The organism is Mycobacterium liflandii (assembly GCF_022354805.1).
GTDB lineage: Bacteria > Actinomycetota > Actinomycetes > Mycobacteriales > Mycobacteriaceae > Mycobacterium > Mycobacterium marinum.
Map to the genome: position 1 here is coordinate 347,313 of NZ_CP023138.1, position 21,247 is coordinate 368,559.

The window sequence follows — 21,247 nt, forward strand, 5'->3', positions numbered from 1 at the left end:
CCGCGCCGCACCCAATCCGCCTGTCCGACCCTTCGCCACGGCGCCGGCGCCGGAATCGCTTTGCGGCGGCGCGTCCTGACGGCGCTGGATCCGCCGATCCGGGCCCTCCCCGGAGCCGCTTTGCGGCCCCGCGTCCTCACCGCGCTAAGCCGCGTCGCCTACGATCGACCATCGTGTCCCTCGACGGTAATGAGCGATCTCAGCGGATCGCCCGGTTAGCAGCCGTCGTCTTGGGAGTCGCCGGGCTGGTCCTGTGCGCCTTGGTTCCGCTCCTTCCGGTGAAGCAGACGACGGCGACGATCCTGTGGCCCCAGGGCGCCTCCGCGGACGGCGACATCAGCCAGATCACCGCCCCACTGGTGTCCGGCGCGCCGCGCGCATTGGACATTTCACTGCCTTGCGCGGCGATCGCCACCCTGCCCGCCAACGGCGGTCTGGTGCTGTCCACCCTCCCCGCCGGGGGCGTGGATACCGGCAAGAACGGGCTGTTCGTCCGCGCTGACAAGGACTCGGTCGTGGTCGCATTCCGCGACACGGTGGCCGCGGTGGCACCGCGCGCCGCGATCGCCGTGGGTCGGTGCAGCGCGCTGCACATCTGGGCCGACGCCACCGGCGCGCACGCGGATTTCGTCGGCATTCCCGGTGCCGCGGGCACCCTGCCCCCGGAGAAGAAGCCTCAAGTCGGTGGCATCTTCACCGACTTGAAGGTCCAGGCCCAACCGGGGTTGTCGGCGCGCATCGACGTCGACACCCGATTCATCACCGCGCCCACGGTCACCAAGACCATCGCCATGATCCTCGGTGCGATCGCGGTCCTGGGCGCCATCGTGGCCTTGGCCGCCCTGGACCGGCTCAGCCGCGGCGGTGACGCGCTGCGCGACTGGCGCTCCCCCATCGCCTGGCTCTCCAGGTACCGGCCGCGGCTGCCCCGGCTGTCGCGCTGGCGCGTCGGGTTCGCAACCTGGCTCACCGACGCCGCGGTGACCGCCACGCAGCTGCTCTGGCATGTGATCGGAGCCCTTTCCTCCGACGACGGCTACAACCTGACCATCGCCCGGATCGCACCCCAGGCCGGCTACGTGGCCAACTACTACCGATACTTCGGGGCCACCGAGGCCCCCTTCGACTGGTATCACGAGCTGCTGGCACACCTGGCCCAGATCAGCACCGCCAGCGTCTGGATGCGGTTGCCCGCCACCCTGGCCGGCATCGCCTGCTGGCTGCTCATCAGCCGTTTCGTGCTGCGCCGGCTCGGCCCCGGCAAGAACGGCCTGGCCGCCAATCGGGTGGCCGTGTTCACCGCCGGCGCGGTCTTCGTGGCCGCCTGGCTGCCATTCAACAACGGCCTGCGCCCCGAGCCGCTGATCGCCCTTGGCGTGCTGGTCACCTGGGCACTGGTGGAACGCGCCATCGCGCTGAGCCGGCTGGCTTCGGCCGCGATCGCGATCATCGTCGCGATGCTCACCGCGACGCTGGCACCGCAAGGTTTGATCGCGGTGGCCGCGCTGCTGACCGGGGCGCGCGTCATCGCCGGGATCATCCGTAAGCGCCGCGGCACCGACGGGCTGCTGGCCCCGCTCGCCGTCCTGGCCGCATCGCTGTCGCTGATCACCGTCGTGGTGTTCCGCAACCAGACGCTGGCCACCGTGGCCGAGGCGGCGCGGATCAAGTACAAGGTCGGCCCGACCATCGCGTGGTACCAGGACTTCCTGCGCTACTACTTCCTGACCGTCGAAACCAACATTGACGGGTCGATGACCAGGCGCTTCGCCGTGCTGGTGCTGCTGCTCTGCCTGTTCGGCTCACTGGTGGTGCTGCTGCGGCGGGGCTGGGTGGGCGGTTTGGCCCGCGGCCCGGCCTGGCGACTGATCGGCACCACCGCGGTTGGTCTGCTGCTGCTGACCTTCACGCCGACCAAGTGGGCCGTGCAGTTCGGCGCCTTCGCCGGGCTGGCCGGTGCGCTGGGGGCGGTGATGGCATTCAGCTTCGCCCGGATCGGCCTGCACAGCCGACGCAACCTCACGCTCTATGTGACCGCCCTGTTGTTCGTGCTGGCGTGGGCTACCTCGGGCATCAACGGGTGGTTCTACGTCGGCAATTACGGGGTGCCCTGGTACGACATTCAGCCGGTGATCGCCAGCCATCCGGTGACCTCGATGTTCCTGACCCTGTCGATCCTGACCGGGCTGCTGGCCGCCTGGTACCACTTCCGGATGGACTACGCCGGGCACACCGAAGTCAAGGACAACCGGCGCAACCGCGTGCTGGCCTCCACCCCGCTACTGGTGGTCGCGGTCATCATGGTCCTGGGCGAAGTCGGCTCGATGGCCAAGGCCGCGGTTTTCCGCTACCCGCTCTACACCACCGGCAAGGCCAACCTGGCCGCCCTGACGTCGGGGCTATCCCCGAACAGCTGCGCTATGGCCGATGACGTGCTGGCCGAGCCCGATCCCAATGCCGGGATGCTGCAACCACTTCCGGGGCAGACCTTCGGACCGGGCGGACCGCTGGGCGGCATGAACCCGTTCGGGTTCAAGCCGGAAGGGGTCGGCGAAGACCTCAAGTCCGACCCGGTGGTCAGCAAGCCCGGCCTGGTCAACTCCGACGCATCGCCCAACAAGCCCAACGCCGCCATCAGCGACTCCGCCGGCACCGCCGGCGGCAAGGGCCCGGCCGGCATCAACGGATCCCACGCGGCGCTGCCGTTCGGACTGGACCCGGCCCGTACCCCGGTGATGGGCAGTTACGGGGAGAACTCGCTGGCCGCCACGGCGACCTCGTCCTGGTACCAGTTGCCCGGCGATTGGAAGGCCAACATCGCCGCCCAGCCGCTGGTCGTGGTCACCGCGGCCGGGGCCATCTGGTCCTACAAAGAGGACGGCGACTTTATCTACGGGCAGTCCCTGAAACTGGAGTGGGGCGTCACTCGCCCCGACGGCACCACGCAGCCACTGGGGCAGGTATTCCCGATCGACATCGGGCCACAACCGGCGTGGCGCAACCTGCGCTTCCCGCTGGCCTGGGCCCCGCCGGAGGCCAACGTGGCGCGCATCGTCGCCTACGACCCAAACCTGAGTCCCGAACAGTGGTTCGCCTTCACCCCGCCCCGGGTGCCGGTTTTGGAAACCCTGCAGCAGTTGATCGGATCGAAGACCCCGGTGTTGATGGACATTGCGACCGCAGCCAACTTCCCGTGCCAGCGGCCGTTCTCCGAGCACCTCGGCATCGCCGAACTGCCGCAGTACCGCATCCTGCCTGACCACAAGCAGACCGCGGCGTCGTCGAACCTGTGGCAGGCCGGCCCGACCGGTGGGCCGTTCCTGTTCACCCAGGCGCTGCTGCGAACCTCGACCATCGCCACCTACCTGCGCGGTAACTGGCATCGCGACTGGGGATCGGTGGAGCAGTATTACCGCTTGGTGCCGGCCGATCAGGCGCCGGAGGCCGTTGTGCAAGAGGGTGTGATCACAGTGCCCGGCTGGAGTCGCCAGGGACCGATTAGGGCGCTGCCATGAACGTCACGAACGAAACCGAACAGGCCACCGCCGCCACCACCGCTAGCGCCCGTGAGGTGCGGGTGACCCGATGGGTAGCCACGATCGCGGGCCTGATCGGCTTCGTGCTCTCGGTGGCCACCCCGCTGTTGCCGGTCGTGCAGACCACCGCGATGCTCAACTGGCCGCAAAACGGGCAGCTGAACAGCGTGACCGCGCCGCTGATTTCGCTGACGCCGGTGAATCTGACGGCCTCGGTGCCCTGCAGCGTGGTGCGCGACATGCCCGCCAAGGGCGGGGTGGTGCTGGGCACCGCACCCAAGCAGGGCAAGGACGCCAACCTGCAGGCGCTGTTCGTCGTCGTCAACAGCAAGCGCGTCAACGTCACCGACCGCAACGTGGTGATCCTGTCGGTGCCACGCGAGCAGGTGGATTCCCCGCAATGCGAGCGCATCGAGATCAGCTCGACGCATGCCGGTACCTTCGCCACCTTTGTCGGCCTCAAGGATCCCTCCGGCGCCCCGCTACGCAGTGGCTACCCGGATCCCAACCTGCGCCCTCAGATCGTCGGGGTCTTCACCGATCTGACCGGACCCGCGCCGGACGGGCTGCGGCTCTCGGCCACCATCGACACCCGGTTCTCCACCACACCCACCACGCTGAAGTTGCTGGCGATCATCGGTGCGATCCTGGCCACCACCGTCGCGCTGATCACGCTCTGGCGCCTCGACCGACTGGACGGGCGCCGGCTACGCAGCCTGTTCCCGGCTAACTGGCGCACCTTCACCCTGGTCGACGCGGCGGTGATATTCGGATTCCTGCTGTGGCATGTCATCGGGGCGAACTCGTCCGACGACGGCTACATCCTCGGCATGGCCCGGGTCGCCGATCACGCCGGCTACATGTCCAACTATTTCCGCTGGTTCGGCAGCCCCGAGGACCCGTTCGGCTGGTACTACAACCTCCTTGCGCTGATGACCCACGTCAGCGACGCCAGCATCTGGATGCGGTTGCCCGACCTGTTCGCCGGGCTGGTGTGCTGGCTGTTGCTGTCGCGTGAGGTGCTGCCCCGGTTGGGGCCGGCGGTCGCGGCCAGCAAACCCGCCAACTGGGCCGCGGCGATGGTGCTGCTGACCGCGTGGATGCCATTCAACAACGGACTGCGTCCCGAAGGCATCATCGCGCTGGGCTCGCTGGTCACCTACGTGTTGATCGAGCGGTCGATGCGTTACGGCCGGCTGACACCGGCGGCGCTGGCGATCATCTCCGCCGCGTTCACCCTCGGTGTGCAACCGACCGGGCTGATCGCGGTGGCCGCGCTGGTGGCCGGTGGCCGCCCCATCCTGCGGATCCTGGTCAAACGCCGGCGCCAGGTCGGCACGTTGCCGTTGCTGTCGCCGATGCTGGCGGCCGGCACCATCATCCTGACCGTGGTGTTCGCCGACCAGACCCTGTCGACGGTGTTCGAAGCCACCCGGGTGCGCGGCAAGATCGGGCCGAGCCAGGCCTGGTACACCGAGAACCTGCGGTACTACTACCTGATCCTGCCCACCGTCGACGGGTCGCTATCGCGCCGGTTCGGCTTCCTGATTACCGCGCTGTGCCTGTTCACAGCGGTGTTCATCATGCTGCGGCGCAAGCGCGTCGCAGGCGTGGCGCGCGGACCCGCGTGGCGCCTGATGGGCGTCATCTTCGGCACCATGTTCTTCCTGATGTTCACCCCCACCAAGTGGGTGCACCACTTTGGGCTGTTCGCCGCGGTGGGAGCGGCGATGGCGGCGCTGACGACGGTATTGGTGTCTCCAACGGTGCTGCGCTGGTCGCGCAACCGGATGGCATTCCTGGCGGCGCTGCTGTTCACCCTGGCGTTGTGCTGGGCCACCACCAACGGGTGGTGGTATGTCTCCAGCTACGGGGTGCCGTTCAACAGCGCGATGCCCAAGATCGCCGGAATCACGGTCAGCACCATATTTTTCGTGCTGTTCGCGCTCGCCGTGCTGTACGCGGCCTGGCTACACTTCGCCCCGCGCGGCAGCGGTGAAGGCCGGCTGACCCGCGCGCTCACCACGGCGCCGGTTCCCATCGCGGCCGGCTTCATGGCGGTGGTGTTCGTCGCATCGATGGGTATCGGGATTCTCCGGCAATACCCCACCTACTCCAATGGCTGGGCCAACCTGCGGGCCTTTACCGGCGGCTGCGGCCTGGCCGATGACGTGCTCGTCGAGCCGGACACCAACGCGGGTTTCATGACGCCGCTGCCCGGCGACTACGGCCCGCTGGGACCGCTGGGCGGGGTGAACCCGGTCGGGTTCTCCCCCAACGGGGTCCCCGACCACACCGTCGCCGAGGCGATGGTCATGAAGCCGAACCAGCCCGGAACCGACTACGACTGGGATCAGCCGGCGAAGCTGAAGACCCCGGGTATCAACGGGTCCACCGTGCCGCTGCCCTACCAGCTCGACCCGGCGCGGGTTCCGCTCGCGGGTACCTATGCCACCGGGTCACAGCAGCAAAGCAAACTCACTTCGGCGTGGTACCAGCTGCCCAAGCCCGACGATGGGCACCCCCTGGTGGTGGTGACCGCCGCGGGCAAGATCGCCGGAAACAGTGTGCTGCACGGCTACACCCCCGGACAGACCGTGGTGCTCGAGTACGCCAGGCCCGGTCCCGGCCCGCTGGTGGCCGCCGGACGGATGGTGCCTGACGACCTGTTCGGCGAGCAGCCCAAGGCCTGGCGCAATCTGCGCTTTGCCCGCGACAAGATGCCGGCCGACGCCGTCGCAGTCCGTGTGGTGGCCGAGGACCTGTCGCTGACACCGGAGGACTGGATCGCGCTGACCCCGCCGCGGGTGCCGGACCTGCGCTCGTTGCAGGAGTACGTCGGTTCGACGCAACCGGTGCTGCTGGACTGGGCGGTCGGGCTGGCGTTCCCCTGCCAGCAGCCGATGTTGCACGTCAACGGCGTCACCGAGATCCCGAAGTTCCGTATCACGCCGGACTACAACGCCAAGAAGCTGGACACCGACACCTGGGAGGACGGCGTCAATGGCGGTCTGCTCGGTATCACCGACCTGCTGCTGCGCGCCCATGTCATGGCGACTTATCTGTCCCGCGACTGGGCGCGCGACTGGGGGTCACTGCGTCAGTTCGAGACCCTGGTCGATGCGCCGCCCGCACAGCTCGACTTGGGCACCGCGACGCACAGCGGGTTGTGGTCGCCGGGCAAGATCCGCATCGGTCCGTAGCTGCCGCGAAGGACCGGTTCGTGGAAGTGAGTCGCACACCGCTCTTCGCGACCGGCGGCCTCGGCCATGACGCAACCTAAGCTGCACGGTATGCACCAGGCGTGCGACCACAGTGGCGCATCGATAGTGGCCGCGGTCTCTTCACGGCGGTCCGCCCTGACCGCGGCGGGGTTAGCCGTCGTCGGCGCAGGCGTTTTGGCCACGTCGGCCTGCGGTCCGGGCGAGTCGCCGGCGCCGCCCAGCCCGGCCGCGTTGCCCGAAAATGCGCTGATCACTCTCGGGGTCGCCGCGGGCCCGCCGCCAACGCCCAACAAGATCGGAATCTCGTCGGTGCTGAAAATCGGCGGCGATCTCTATCTGATCGATTGCGGCTTGGGCTCGCTGAACGCGTTCACCAACGCGGGCCTGCAGTTCAATGACCTCAAGGCGATCTTCATCACCCACTTACACACCGACCACATCGTCGACTACTACAGCTTTTTCCTCTCCGGCGGCTTCCAAGCCCCGCCCGGGCGGGCGCCGATCCCGGTTTATGGTCCCGGTCCAGCCGGCGGATTGCCGCCAAGCGAAATCGGCAACCCGAATCCCGCCACCGTCAATCCCGCCAACCCGACGCCAGGGCTGGCCGCGACCACTGAAGCGCTGCACCAGGCCTTCGCCTACAGCAGCAACATCTTCATCCGCGACTACGGCATCGATAACGTTCAGGATCTGGCCAAGGTCATCGAAATCCCGGTGCCGGCGGGGTCGGACTATCGCAACACAGCGCCGAAGGTCAGCCCGTTCCCCGTGGTATCGGACGACAACGTATCGGTCACCACGACGCTGGTGCCCCACTACGACGTCTATCCCGCATTCGCCTTCCGCTTCGACGTGAAGAACCCCGCTGTGTCCATTACCTTCTCCGGCGACACCACCAAATCCGACAACCTCGTTGCGCTGGCGAACGGCACCGACATCCTGGTCCACGAAGCGATGTTCAGCCTCGATACCGCCTACTACGGCAACGTCTTCCCGCCGGACTATCTGCCCAAGTCACACACCTCCGCCGAGCAGGTCGGCGAGGTAGCCGCAGTGGTCAAACCGAAGCATCTGATCCTGAGTCACTACGCACCCGACGACCTGCCCGATTCCCAATGGCTCGACAAGATCAACCAGAACTACTCGGGCAGAACCACAGTCGCCAAGGACGGGCAAATCTTCGCCCTGTGATCCGCTAACCCATGGCGGCGTTGCGTGAGCTGCGGGCGGTCGAGCCTTGTTGCCGAGCCATTTTCGATTCGTGGTCACCCGGTAGGTGCCATCGGTGAGGTTTCAGCGTCAGCGATGCGGTCAATATCCCAGTTCGGGCGGGCAAATCAAACGCACATAGACGGTGGGGCTGATGCGCAGGCTGGTACGGATATTGATGGTATCCACGGCAATCACACTGGCAATCTCTGCGGGGGCAGCTTTTTCGGCTGGCACCGCGGGTGCCATTCCGGATCCTGGAGGCGCTACTCGGGTTGGGTTACGGGCGGCTGGGCGACACTGCGACTTCAGCATCACCGCTTTCGCGCCCCAGGTGCCGCCAGGCCCCACCGGCACCGGCTCGGCCCTCATCCGCACGGCCGGTTCCACGGTGATCGCCGAGGTGCATCTGGTGAACACCGCGCTACCAGGCATGCACTATGACGTCGGCCTGATTCAGGCGCCCCGCCCGTCGTCGGCCCCTTGCGGCCCCGGCGCGCCGGACACCGCCTTCACCGGACTGGACCTCGACGGGTCCGGCGCGGGGACGGTGACCATTCGAAACGCCATCCGTCCGGGTGCCACGGGGGTCTGGGTGCTGGTGCAACGTCCGAGCAGTTTTTCCCAGGACCCCGCCGAGGTCTACACCTCCGACTTTCTGGCTTCGATCTAGCGGGCATCGGGCCCGCCCGGGGCCGCACCGACGGATCTGCCGGCAAAAACGGGACTTCGTACCCTATCGCCGCAGCGTGTTGTGGTGATCCGATGGAGGTGATGCGCCAATGGCGGCCAATGTGGTCAAAGGAGGTACAGCCATGAGCGTCTCACTGGATTCGCAGGCCAGGACCCGGATGTTTTGCCGGGTATTGGGTCCACTGCTTGTCATCGTCGATGTCACGGCGGTGGCCCGCGCCTCCGACATGCAGAACCTGCTGTCGCAATTCGAGGCGAATTCCCTGTGGACATGGGTCACCGGCGCCTTTGTGCTGGTGCTGGGGCTGGTGATGGTGGCCGGTCACCAGTACTGGCACGGTGCAGCGGCGATCATCGTGTCGGTGCTGGGCTGGATCGTCACGCTGCGCGGGGTGCTGCTACTGGCGTTCCCCAAGGCGTTTGTTTCGGCGGCCAACAGCATGATCGGTGCGCAAGCCGTGTGGGTGAGTCTTTGCATCGTCTTCGCGCTGCTCGGGCTCTATCTGATCTATGTCGGCTGGGCGCCGGCGGCCAGCGGGCCCAGCCAGCACGAAGCGGCGGCGTCGCGAGACCTGCCGCGCGCTGCCTGAGCACCCGGCGCAACGCCTTCACCCGGCAGCACAGGTGTAATACCGTCGCGTCATGAGCCAGCGCGACGGCGAGTACGAGACGGAGGGCGTCGACCGGTTGCCCTTCTCGACGCCCGAGAAGGCCCAGCGCTACCAAACGGAGAGCTATCGCGGGGCTGTGGGCCTCAACTGGTACCTGACCGACCCCACGTTGCGATCAACCGTGGCGTACTACCTGCTACCTGCAACCCGACGAGCTGGCGGTCGTCGAACCGCACCTGATCCGCACCGGCGAGCTGATGGGTGGTGCGGTGGCGCGGTGGGCCGAGGAAACCGACCGCGCGACGCTGGTCGCCCGGCTCTACGCGGAACGGTATCTGGCTGATCGTGGGCCGCTGCGCGGCATCGACGCCGACTCCGGAGAGGCCCTGGATCGGTTCGGTGACCTCGTGGCGGGGGCGCTGGCGACCGCCTAATCGGCCTGGCCCATGCCCGCGGGGCGGCCGAACCGACCAACTCCCAAGTAGAGACGAAAGTCCCTATTGGTCCGCGGCGAATTAGCGCGACCGTAAACGCCAACGCATCACGCTTGGGGTAAGGGGACACGGGATGTCGTATGTGATCGCGACGCCAGACATGCTCGCGGCGGCGGCATCGGATTTGACCAATATCGGCTCGGCTCTTGGCGCCGCCAATTCCGCGGCGCTGGCCCGGACCACCGGGCTGCTGGCCGCTGCCGAAGACGAGGTATCCACGGCTATCGCGTCGCTGTTTTCCGCCAGCGCCCGGGAATACCAAATGGTCAGCACCCAGGCTGCCCACCTGCACGCCGAATTCGTGCATTCGTTGACCAGGGCCGGCGCCGCCTACGCGGCTGCCGAGGCTGTGAATGCCTCTCCCCTGCAAACGCTCGAACAGAACGTCCTCGCGGCGATCAATGCGCCCAGCCAAGCGCTGACCGCACGTCCGCTGTTCGGCGACGGTGCCGATGGGGCGCCCGGCACCGGGCAAAACGGTGGCGATGGCGGCTGGCTGATCGGCAACGGTGGCAACGGCGGTTCTGGAGCACCCGGCGGCAATGGCGGTGCCGGCGGTTCGGCTGGATTGTGGGGACGCGGCGGCAATGGCGGAGCCGGGGGTACCGGTGTGGCTGGCGGGGCCGGGGGGAACGGCGGCTCCGGCGGGGCCAACGGGCTGCTCGGCGGCAGCTGGGGCCCGTTCGGCGGCGCTTCTGGCGGGGCCGGGGGTGCTGGGGGGCCGGTGGAATCGGGGTAGCCGGCGGGCTCGGCGGCGACGGGGGTGCCGGTGGCGCCGGTGGCGCAAATAGCCAGCTGTTGTCGCTTTGGGGAAGTGCCGGTGCCGGTGGCGCCGGCGGCATCGGCGGGGCCGGCACCGACGGGTCAGCTGGTGGTATCGGCGCTGACGGCGGGGCTGGCGGCCATGGGGGTGCCGGCGGGGCCGGCGGCGCCAACAACGCATGGTTGGGCGGCGCGGCCGGCAGCGGCGGAACCGGTGGCAGCGGCGGAACAGGTGGCCTCGGTGGGGCCGGCGGCAGCGGCATCAGCTACAGCACCGGCGGTGGGGCCGGTGGTGCTGGCGGGGCGGGCGGCGACGCTGGCACCGGTGGGGCCGCAGGTGCTACCGCATTCTTGGGGAGCGCCGGTGTCGCGGGTTCGGCGGGCAACGGCGGTCACGGTGGCAACGGCGGCAGCGGTGCCGACGGAGACATCGGCGTGGCCGGTATCGGCGCCGGCGCCGACGGCGGCAACGGCTTCGCCGGTGGCAACGGCGGCGACGGCGGAACCGGCGGCAACACCACCGGCGGCACCAATGGATCCGGCGGCAACGCAGGCCACGGCGGCAACGCCGGCGACGGCGCCGCCGGCAACACCGGAGTCGGCTTCGCCACCACCGGCGGCAACGGCGGAATCGGCGGCAACGCCGGCACCGCCGGACTGGCCGGCACCGGAGGCACCGGAGGCACCACCGGCGCGGTGGGCAACGCAGGCCACGGCGGCACCGGCGGCAACGGCGCCGACGGAGACATCGGCGTGGCCGGTATCGGCGCCGGCGCCGACGGCGGCAACGGCTTCGCCGGTGGCAACGGCGGCGACGGCGGAACCGGCGGCAACACCACCGGCGGCACCAATGGATCCGGCGGCAACGCCGGCAACGGCGGCAACGCCGGCAACGGCGCCGACGGCAACGTCGGGGACTACTACGTCTCCGGCGGAACCGGTGGCATGGGAGGTAACGGTGGCGACGCCGGCACCGCAGGACTGGCCGGCACCGGCGGAAGCGGCGGCACCGTGGGCGCGTACAGCACCGGCGGCGCCGCGGGTAACGGCGGCACCGGCGGGGCCGGCGCTCAGGGTGCCCCGGCCCAGTTCGGCTCTACCGGCTTTGCGGGCGGTGATGGCGGGGCCGGCGGCCAAGGAGGCGTGGGTTACACCGACGACGGCGGCAACAACGCCACCACCGGCGGCGACGGCGGCCAAGGCGGCCAGGGCGGGGTGCCTGGTGCGACCGGCACCGGCGGCACCGTGGGGATGGCGGGCAACGGCGGAGCCGGAGGTGCCGGTGGCCAGGGCGGCGCCACCACCAGCGGCAATTCCGCCGGCTTTGGCGGCCAGGGCGGCCAAGACGGCCAGGGCGGCGCCGGGTTGTCCGGCCTGACCGGCGGCGACGGGTACGACGGCGGGCAAGGCGGTGCGGGCGGTACCGGTGGTGCCGGCGGCGACGCCGTCTCCGGCGCATACAACGGCCATGGCGGCGCGGGTGGCGACGGTGGGGCCGGCGGCCAAGGTGGTACCGGCTACGCCGACGACGGCAGTAACAATGCCGGCGCCGGCGGCAACGGCGGGATGGGCGGTCAAGGCGGTCAAGGGGGTGGCGCCGGCGCGGGTAGCGGCGCGGGCAGTGCGGGCACCGGCGGAGACGGCGGTACCGGCGGCGATGGCGGTGCCACCACCACCATCGGTCATACCGCCGGGGCCGGCGGAGTCGGCGGCCAGGGTGGCGACGGCGGCGATGGTCTGGCCGATGCGGCCAGTAGCGGCGGCAAGGGCGGTGCGGGCGGTCTCGGCGGCAACGGCGGCGACGCCGTCTCCGGCTCATACAACGGTCAGGGCGGTATGGGCGGTCAATGGGGTACCGGCGGTCAAGGTGGTGACGCCGGCCCCGAAGGCAACGGCGGTGACGGCGGCGCCGGCGGTACCGCCGGCGCCGCGGGCACGGCCGGTCTCGGCGGCACCGCGGGCACCGCGGGTACCGGCGGCACCGGTGGCTGGGGCGGCCGGGGCAGCGACACCACCACCGCCGGGCACACCGCCGGCTGGGGCGGCAATGGCGGCTATGGCGGCCAAGGAGGCGGCGGCGCCGCCGGCCCTGCCGGTGGCAGCGGCTCCGACGGTGGGCAGGGCGGCCAAGGAGGCGCCGGCGGCGCCGGCGGCGACGCCGTGGCCGGAGCAACCAACGGCAGCGGCGGCGCCGGCGGTCAGGGCGGCGCGGGGGCCAAGGGCGGGCAGGGCTACGACGACGACGGCGCCAACAACGCAGGTGTCGGTGGCAACGGTGGCGAAGGCGGCACCGGCGGCGGCGGCGGCACCGCGGGCGCCGCGGGCACCGGCGGTACCGGTGGTGACGGCGGCAAGGGCGGTGCGACCACCATCAGCGGTCATCATGCTGGCTACGGCGGCAACGCCGGCGGCGGCGGCCAAGGTGCCGATGGTGGCGCCGGCCCGGCCGGCGGCAATGGCTACGACGGTGGCCAGGGCGGCGCGGGAGGCACCGGCGGCCAGGGCGGGGATGCCGTCGCCGGCGCGACTAATGGCTACGGCGGCCAGGGCGGTATCGGCGGGACCGGTGGCCAGGGTGGTGGCGGCGGCGCCGACGATGGCAGCGACAATGCCGGCGCCGGTGGGAGCGGCGGCGCCGGCGGCCTGGGCGGTCAGAGCGGCGCGGCCAGCACCGGCGGCATCGTCGGCACCGGCGGCATCGGCTTCGCGGGCGACGGCGGCGACGGCGGCGCGGGTGGCCAAGGAGGCGCCACCGCCGTCAGTGGTCACACCGCCGGGGCGGGCGGCACCGGCGGCACCGGCGGCACCGGCGGCGATGGCATCGATGGCATCGATGGCCCCGCCGACCGTCCCGGCGGTCGCGGCGGCCAAGGCGGTCACGGCGGCGACGGCGGTAGCGGCGGCAGTGCCGTCGCCGGCGCGACCAACGGCAGCGGCGGAGCCGGGGGCGCGGGCGGCACGGGAGGCCAAGGTGGCAACGGCTACGACGACGACGACAGCGACGCCGCAGGCGCCGGCGGCGTGGGAGGCAGCGCCGGCGCGGTGGGCTCGGGTGGCTCCGGCGGCACTGCCGGTACCGCGGGAATGGGCGGCGACGGCGGCGACGGCGGCAAAGGCGGCGCCACCACCACCATGGGCAGTTCCGCGGGCTCCGGCGGCGATGGCGGGAACGGCGGCCTAGGCGGCGCCGGTGCTATCGGCCCCGCTGGCGCTGACGGCTCCACCGGCGGTTAAGGCGGCGCCGGCGGCCAGGCCGGCGATGGGGGCGACGCCGTCGCCGGCGCCACCAACGGCTTGGGCGGGGACGGCGGAGATGGCGGTAGCGGTGGCCAGGGCGGCGCCGGAGGGGTCGATGACGGCGGCGGAGCCGGCACCGGCGGCCAGGGCGGTGAGGGTGGTCAAGCCGGCGACGGCGGCGTGTCCGGTAGTGGCGGATTGTTCGGCGGTGGTGGCGACGGCGGCCACGGTGGCCAGGGCGGCACCGGCGGTGACAGCGCACTGGGTACCGGCGGTGACGGTGGCCAAGGCGGCCAGGGGGAACTGGCGGCACGGGCGGCGATGGCGCCTTCGAGGGCGGCTTCGGTGGCGACGGCGGCGATGGCGGAACCGGAGGGACCGGCGGCGTCGGACAGAGCGGCCTTCCCGGCACCGGTGGCACCATCGGCATCGCGGGCGTCCCGGGCAGCCTTCCTTCCGGCACTACCGGTGGCGCCGGCGGCGACGGCGGCGACGGCGGACCGGGCTCGCCCTAGCCGGGCGAGCTACTGGGGGGCGGTACTCGCTAGACCGGGATCAGGCCGTGCTTGCGGCCCACCCGCCACCACAGCTGCTTGTCCCGCAGCAGGTGCATGGACTTGCGCAGCAGCAGCCGGGTCTGGTGTGGGTCGACGACGGCGTCGATGAACCCGCGCTCGGCGGCGATCCACGGGATCGCCATGTTCAGGTTGTAGCCCTCGATGAAGTCACGCTTGATCTTCTGGGCCTCGGGCGTGGTCGGGTCCGGGAAACGCTTCATCAGCAACTGCGCGGCACCGTCGGCACCGATCACCGCGATGCGCGCGGTCGGCCAGGCGAAGTTGAAGTCCGCGGTCAGCTGCTTGGAGCCCATCACCGCGTACGCACCGCCGTAGGACTTGCGGATGGTGATCGTCACCTTCGGCACGTCGGCTTCCACCACGGCGTACAGGAACCGCCCGCCGCGCTTGATGATCCCGTTCTTCTCCTGCTCGGCCCCCGGCAGGAAGCCGGGTGTGTCCACCACAAAGACCAGCGGGATCTTGAACGCGTCGCAGAACCGGACGAACCGTGCGGCCTTGTCGGAGGCTTCGTTGTCGATGGCGCCGGACATGTGCATCGGCTGGTTGGCCACCACCCCCACCGGGCGTCCGTCGACGCGCGCGTAACCGGTGATGATCGCCTGGCCCGCCTGCGCGGCGACGTCGAGGAAATCCCCATCGTCGAAGATCCGCAGCAGAATCTCGTGCATGTCGTAGGCGGTGTTGTCCGAGTCCGGCACGATCGAGTCGAGCTCGAGGTCACTCGGGGTGATTTCGGGCTCCAGCCCGGGGTTGACCACCGGCGGGTCGCCAAAGCAGTCCGATGGCAGGAATGACAGGAAGTCCCGCACGTACTGGAATGCGGCGGCCTCGTCCTCCACCACCTGGTGGATGTTGCCGTAGCGGGCCTGCGAGTCGGCGCCACCCAATTCGTCGAGGCTGACGTCCTCGCCGGTGACGTCTTTGATCACGTCGGGCCCGGTGACGAACATGTAGCCCTGGTCGCGCACGGCGACCACCAGGTCCGTCTGGATCGGCGAATACACCGCTCCCCCAGCACATTTGCCGAGGATGATGGAGATCTGCGGTACCTGGCCGGACAAGATCTCGTGGCGCCGGCCCAGCTCGGCGTACCACGCCAGCGAGGTCGCCGTGTCTTGAATACGGGCGCCGGCGGAATCGTTGATGCCGATGATCGGGCAACCGACCATCGAGCACCACTCCATCAGGCGGGCCACCTTGCGGCCGAACATCTCACCGACCGAGCCCTGAAACACGGTCTGGTCGTGGGAGAACACCCCGACCGGCCGGCCGTCGATCATGGCGTGCCCGGTGACCACCCCATCGCCGTACAGCGCGCCCGGGTCACCCGGGGTCTTGCACAGCGCACCGGTCTCGAAGAAGGTGCCCGGGTCCACCAGCGCGTGCACCCGGGCGCGGGCGCTCGGAATGCCCTTCTTGTCACGCTTGGCAGCGGCCTTCTCACCGCCGGGTTCTTTGGCCAGCTCCAGGCGTTCCCGCAGTTCCGCGAGCTTCTCGGCAGTGGAGTGCACCACAGAAGCTGGGCCTGGAGCTGTATCCGTCACTACTTGCCTACCTCACTGGTCGGTTCAGCCTTGATGTTGTCCACAGCGCGGCTCATGTGTTCGCCGACCTTGGCGATGATCGGCTCGTCGATGGCCTGGATGTGCTCGCCACCGATCGGCACGACCTCGAGGTCGGAAACATACTCGCCCCAGCCGCCGTCCGGCTGGCGAACGGCATACCGCGGCTCGAACATGATCGCGTCGTCATGGTAGCGATCGGCCATGTAGAGGGTGACATGCCCGTCGTACGGGTGGATCTCGGCGGTGTCGATCGCCCGGTTGTCCAGGTACGAGGTGCGTTGGTGCTCGATGATGCCGGCCGGGATCTCCACCCCGCTCTGGCTGACGGCTTCGAGAACGAACCGGACCTGACCTTCGTCGTCGAGCTCCTCGAGATGCTCGTACGGGATCGCCGGAACGGTGACGTTGAACGTCTTCTCGGCAAACTTGGCGTAGCGGTCCCAGCGCTTGCGGATCTCTTCCTTGGTCTGGGGGATCTCCTCCCCCGCCCGCACCGCGTCGATCAGACCGACAAACCGGACGTCTTTGCCCAGGCGCTTCAGCCCGATCGCGCACGCGTAGGCCAGCACGCCACCCAGCGACCAGCCGACCAGGATGTAAGGCCCGTCGCCCTGCATCTCGATCAGCTTCGGCACGTATTGGGCCGCCCGCTCTTCGATGGATCCCTCGACCCGCTCGAAGCCGTACATCGGCGTGTCCGCCGGCAACCGGTTCAGCAGCGGCTCGTAGACCACCGTCGAACCACCGGCCGGGTGGAACACGAACACCGGCACCTTGGAGCTGCCCTCGGGGCGGGGCCGCAGGGTGCGCACAAACCCGTCGATGGTGCCCGCCTCCAGGTATCCGCGCACCTTCTCGGCCAGCGCCTCGATGTTCTGCGAACTCAATACGTCCTCGGTGGTGATGGAACCTTCCGCCCGCTCGGACAGGCGCTGTGCCATCTTGGCGGCCTTGTCCTTGTCCAGCTTGGGCAGCGGGTTGAAGATGCCCCCGCGGACTTGCCGGTGACGATCGCCCAGGTAGCGAAGACGACACGCTCGGCGGCATCACGCGGCGGCACGTCGGCGTTCAGCGCCTTGGCGACCGCTTCCTGGTTGAGCGCATCGGCGGCGCCCTTGAGGTCGGGCGTCGAACTGGACTGCCCGTTGGGGGACGGGCCGGCCGGGTTGGTGGGCGGCGGCGGCAGCGGCACGTCCGACGCCGGCGGGGCGGCCGCCTCCGACTCCGGCGCCTCGGCCTCCGCCTCCGCGGCGGGAGCCGGCGCGGAGTCGTGCTTGGCGTGCATCAGCTCCGCCTGCGCCCTGGCGATTTCCTCGGCCGTCTGGGTCTTCTGGTGTTCGTGTAGCTGCTCGACCTCATCGCGGTGTTCGACCGCGTATTCGATCAGCTTCTCCACGTTGTAGAGGTTGGCGTCACGCACCGCCGTCAACTGGATGGGCGGCAGGTCGAAGTCGTACTCCACACGGTTCTTGATCCGCACGGCCATCAACGAGTCCAGGCCCAGCTCGATCAGCGGCACCTCCCAGGGCAGGTCCTCGGGCTCATAGCCCATGGCCGATCCGACGATCAGGCCCAGGCGATCGGCGATGGTTTCGCCAGTATCCGGAGTCCATCTGCCCATGCCGCTCGGCATGTAGCGGTTGGTCAGGCTGTCCGTCAGCGTCTCCGCGTCGGATTCCTCGGTCGCGTCCGCGGACGGTGCCACGGCATCGACGGCACCGTCGACAGCCGCCGCAACGGCGGTACCCGCGCCGACCGCGGCCGGCAACACCGCGTCCTGGCCGCCCCGGGCGACCAGGGCGTCATAGACGAGGGTGAACGATTCATCGATGCGGGCGTGCACCTGCACCGACGCGCCGCCGGGATGGCGGGCCAGGGTCGTCACCAGCCGCGCGCCCTCGCCGGGCAACGCGCGCTGCTCGGCAGCGCTGAGCCGGGCGTCCGGAAGCACCTGCGTGGCAGCGGCTCTGACCAGTGCGGCCAGATCGGTGGCCTCGCGCGGGGCGAATTCCCAGACGTGCCGGCCATCGGGCAAGGCGACATGGTTACCTGGCATGATCACCGACGCATCACCGGAGAACTTTGCGTCCAACCAGTGCTCTTTGCGCTTGAATCGGGTGGGCGGAATGATCGCGTAGTCCGCCGGCCCGGCCGGCCCCTGGAACAGGGTGCGCATGTCCAGGTCGTGGCCGTGCACGTAGAGCTGCGCCAGCGTCGAAATCATCGACTCGACTTCGTCTTGCTTGCGGGCCAGTGTCGGAATCAGCTGGGCGTCATGCAGACCGGCCGAGGCCGTGGTCAGACCAACCTGCATCAGCGCGACGGGGTTGGGTGCCAGCTCCAGGAAGGTGGTGTGCCCGCTGTCGACCGCGTTGCGGATGCCGTGGGTGAAGTAGACGCTGTGGCGCAGGCCCTTCTTCCAGTAGTCGACATCGTGGATGGGGTCACTGCCGGGTTTGACGTAGCTGCCCTCGTGCACGGTCGAGAAGATGCCGGCGGTCGGGCTCATCGGCTTGATGCCCTGCAGCTCCGCGGCGAGTTCGCCCAGCAGCGGGTCCATCTGCTGAGTGTGGCTGGCGCCCTTGGTCTGGAACTTGCGGGCGAACTTGCCCTCGGATTCCGCGCGGGCGATGATCGCGTCGACCTGCTCGGGCGGGCCGCCGATGACGGTCTGGGTGGGTGCCGCGTAGACACACACCTCCAGATCGGGGAAGTCGGAGAACACCGTCTTGATCTCGTCGGCGGAGTACTCCACCAGCGCCATCAACCGGATGTACTCGCCGAACAGCATCGCCTCGCCCTCGCCCATCAGGTGCGAGCGCGAGCAGATCGCCCGGGTGGCGTCGCGCAGCGACAGACCGCCGGCGAAGTAGGCCGACGCGGCCTCGCCCAACGACTGGCCGACCACCGCGGCGGGCTTGGCGCCGTGGTGCTTGAGCAGCTCACCGAGCGCGATCTGGATCGCGAAAATGGTGACCTGCGTGGTCTCGATGCCGTAGTCCTGCGAGTCGTCCAGAATCAGCTCGAGCACCGAGTAGCCCAGCTCGTCCTGGACCAGCGCGTCGACCTTCTCGATCCACTCGGCGAATACCGGGTTGCGCAGGTAGAGGCTCTTGCCCATCTTGCGGTGCTGCGCGCCGAACCCGGCCAACACCCACACCGGGCCGTTGGTCACCGGACCGTCGACGCTGAACACGCCGGGACGCTGCTTGCCCTCGGCGACCGCGCGCAGGCCCTTGATGGCCTCTTCATGGTCGTGGGCCAGCACCACCGCGCGGGACCGGCCGTGGTTGCGCCGCGACAGCGAGCGGCCGATCGACTCCAGCGAGGACGCCTGGCCTTCGGGGCTTTCCATCCAGTCCGCCAATTCGGCGGCGGCGGCCTTCTTACGCGAGGTCAAAAACGCCGAAACCGCGAGCGGAATCAGGGGCTTGGTGGGCCCTTCGGGCTCTTCCTTGGCCGCGAGCTCTTCCAGCGCGACTTCCTTGAGCCGCAGCGCTTCCTCGGTGACCCCGGGCAGCTCGGGCTCCGCCTCTTCGGCTTGCCCGTAGCTGGGCGCGTCGGTGATGATCTCGCCGTACTCGTCGAAGCGCAGTGCGTGGCCTTCGGCGCTCGCCGCCTCGGACTCGCCGGCCTGCGCGGGTGCGGCCGGCGCCGACTCGGGATCGGGTTCGCGCTCGATGACGTCGCGCGGCAGTATCTCGCGCACCACCACGTGGGCGTTGGCGCCGCCGAATCCGAAGCTCGACACCCCGGCCAGCGCATAGCCGCCGTATCGCGGCCAGTCGGTGGCCGCGTCGACCACCTTCAGGCGCATCGCGTCGAAGTCGATGTAGGGGCTGGGTCCGGCGAAGTTGATCGACGGCGGCAGCTTGTCATGCTGCAGCGCCAGCACCACCTTGGCCATGCTGGCCGCACCGGCGGCCGACTCCAGGTGTCCGATGTTGGTCTTGACCGCACCGAGCAAGGCGGGCCGATCCGCCGGACGCCCCTTGCCGACCACCCGGCCGAGCGCCTCGGCCTCGATCGGGTCACCCAGGATGGTTCCGGTGCCGTGCGCCTCGATGTAGTCGACGTTGCGCGGGTCGATGCCCGCGTCCTTGTAGGCCCGGCGCAACACGTCGGCCTGGGCGTCCTGGTTCGGCGCGATCAGGCCGTTGGACCGTCCGTCGTGGTTGACCGCGCTGCCGGCGATGACGGCCAGGATCTGGTCGCCGTCGCGGCGGGCGTCATCGACGCGCTTGAGCACCAGCATGCCGGCACCCTCGGAGCGGGTGTACCCGTCGGCGTCGGCCGAAAACGACTTGATCCGGCCGTCCGGGGCCAGCACCGCGCCGATCTCATCGAAACCAAGCGTCACCATGGGGGTGACCAGCGCGTTCACCCCGCCGGCCACGACCACATCGGCCTCACCGTTGCGCAGCGCTTGCACGCCCTGGTGGACTGCCACCAGCGAGCTCGAGCACGCGGTGTCGATCGCCACCGAAGGCCCGCGGAAGTCGTAGAAGTAGGACACCCGGTTGGCGATGATCGACGTCGCGGTGCCGGTGATCGCATACGGGTGGGCGATGGTCGGGTCCGACACCGCCAAGAAGCTGTAGTCGTTGTTGGAGACGCCGACGTAGACGCCGACCGGGCCGCCACGCAGGCTCGACGGTGGGATGCGGGCGTGCTCGAGCGCCTCCCAGGTCAGCTCCAGCGCCATCCGCTGCTGCGGGTCGATGTTGTCGGCTTCGGTCTTGGCCACCGCGAAGAACTCGGAGTCGAAGCCTTTAATGTCGCTGAGGTAGCCGCCGCGAGTGCGGGCGTTTGCGACCCGCTCGGCGATCCGCGGCTCTTCCAGAAATTCCGACCAGCGCCCCTCGGGCAGGTCGGTGATCGCGTCGCGGCCCTCCAGCAGCGCCCGCCAGGTTTCCTCCGGGCTGTTCATCTCGCCGGGCAGCCGGGTCGCCAGACCCACAATCGCGATGTCGACCCGCTCGGCCGGGCCGTTGCGCGTCCAGTCGATGTTGTCGATGCCGTCGTCGGCGACTTCGGGCTCACCCTCGATGATGCGAGTGGCCAGCGACTCGATGGTCGGATGCTGGAAGGCAACCGCGACCGACAGCGTGACGCCGGTCATGTCTTCGATGTCGGCGGCCATGGCCACCGCATCCCGTGACGACAAACCGAGCTCGACCATCGGCACCGACTCGTCGATGGAGTCCGGCGACTTCCCGACCGCCTTGCCCACCCAGTTGCGCAGCCACTGCCGCATCTCGGGGACCGTCATATCGGACTTGTTGGCTTGCGCGTCCTCGTTCGACTGAGGTTGGTCTGTGTCAGCCATGGCTAC

8 protein-coding genes and 3 pseudogenes are annotated in these 21,247 nt (G+C 69.6%); 7 read left to right on the forward strand and 4 right to left on the reverse strand.

All coding sequences use genetic code 11. The features are described from left to right. Positions 1 to 173 precede the first annotated feature (173 nt). The 3 genes from CKW46_RS01690 (at position 174) to CKW46_RS01700 (ending at position 7,951) form a co-directional block, all read left to right on the forward strand. Positions 174 to 3,515 (forward strand): arabinosyltransferase domain-containing protein, encoded by a 3,342-nt coding sequence (locus tag CKW46_RS01690; RefSeq protein ID WP_482052709.1) that lies wholly within the window; start codon positions 174 to 176, stop codon positions 3,513 to 3,515. Then, entirely contained in the window at positions 3,512 to 6,739 is a 3,228-nt protein-coding gene (gene embB, locus CKW46_RS01695) for an arabinosyltransferase EmbB (protein ID WP_482052710.1), read from the forward strand. Before CKW46_RS01690 ends, embB begins: the two co-directional genes overlap by 4 nt. 66 nt (positions 6,740 to 6,805) lie before the next feature. Next, positions 6,806 to 7,951, forward strand: coding sequence for an MBL fold metallo-hydrolase (locus CKW46_RS01700; RefSeq protein WP_482052711.1), 1,146 nt, complete (start codon positions 6,806 to 6,808; stop codon positions 7,949 to 7,951). 120 nt (positions 7,952 to 8,071) lie between these two features. Here the strand turns inward: CKW46_RS01700 and CKW46_RS01705 are convergent, their stop codons facing one another. After that, on the reverse strand, positions 8,072 to 8,206 hold the full coding sequence (locus CKW46_RS01705; RefSeq protein ID WP_499018648.1) for a hypothetical protein: 135 nt from the start codon (positions 8,204 to 8,206) through the stop codon (positions 8,072 to 8,074). A 154-nt stretch (positions 8,207 to 8,360) separates the two neighbouring features. On the opposite strand from CKW46_RS01705, the gene CKW46_RS01710 reads away from it, so the two are divergent. The 4 genes and pseudogenes from CKW46_RS01710 (at position 8,361) to CKW46_RS01725 (ending at position 13,763) form a co-directional block, all read left to right on the forward strand. After that, a complete protein-coding gene (locus CKW46_RS01710; RefSeq protein ID WP_020785557.1) occupies positions 8,361 to 8,642 on the forward strand; it encodes a hypothetical protein in 282 nt (93 codons plus the stop codon). A gap of 109 nt (positions 8,643 to 8,751) precedes the next feature. Continuing rightward, entirely contained in the window at positions 8,752 to 9,252 is a 501-nt protein-coding gene (locus CKW46_RS01715; protein WP_015357632.1) for a hypothetical protein, read from the forward strand. Between the two features lie 52 nt (positions 9,253 to 9,304). Then, positions 9,305 to 9,572 (forward strand): annotated as a pseudogene (locus tag CKW46_RS01720) (DNA alkylation response protein); the annotation flags it as partial. Positions 9,573 to 9,840: 268 nt separating this feature from the next. Then, positions 9,841 to 13,763: pseudogene (locus CKW46_RS01725) on the forward strand (PE family protein). On the opposite strand, the gene CKW46_RS01730 reads toward CKW46_RS01725, so the two are convergent. The 3 genes and pseudogenes from CKW46_RS01730 to pks13 all read right to left on the reverse strand — a co-directional run bounded on the left by CKW46_RS01730 (position 13,707) and on the right by pks13 (position 21,241). Next, the gene (locus tag CKW46_RS01730) at positions 13,707 to 14,054 is read right to left on the reverse strand and encodes a hypothetical protein (RefSeq protein WP_020785555.1); all 348 of its coding nucleotides are present in this window, start codon (positions 14,052 to 14,054) and stop codon (positions 13,707 to 13,709) included. The pseudogene CKW46_RS01725 and the gene CKW46_RS01730 sit on opposite strands and share 57 nt — an antisense overlap. 256 nt (positions 14,055 to 14,310) lie before the next feature. After that, entirely contained in the window at positions 14,311 to 15,891 is a 1,581-nt protein-coding gene (locus CKW46_RS01735) for an acyl-CoA carboxylase subunit beta (RefSeq protein WP_482052714.1), read from the reverse strand. Next, positions 15,891 to 21,241: pseudogene (gene pks13 / locus CKW46_RS01740) on the reverse strand (polyketide synthase Pks13). The gene CKW46_RS01735 and the pseudogene pks13 overlap by 1 nt, the downstream one beginning before the upstream one ends. Positions 21,242 to 21,247: the final 6 nt, after the last annotated feature.

Excerpts from the sequence above, each read along its gene's own strand:
- CKW46_RS01715 (WP_015357632.1), top strand. The coding sequence starts at position 8,752 with ATGGCGGCCAATGTGGTCAAAGGAGGTACAGCCATGAGCGTCTCACTG.
- CKW46_RS01700 (WP_482052711.1), top strand. The coding sequence starts at position 6,806 with ATGACGCAACCTAAGCTGCACGGTATGCACCAGGCGTGCGACCACAGT.
- embB (WP_482052710.1), top strand. The coding sequence starts at position 3,512 with ATGAACGTCACGAACGAAACCGAACAGGCCACCGCCGCCACCACCGCT.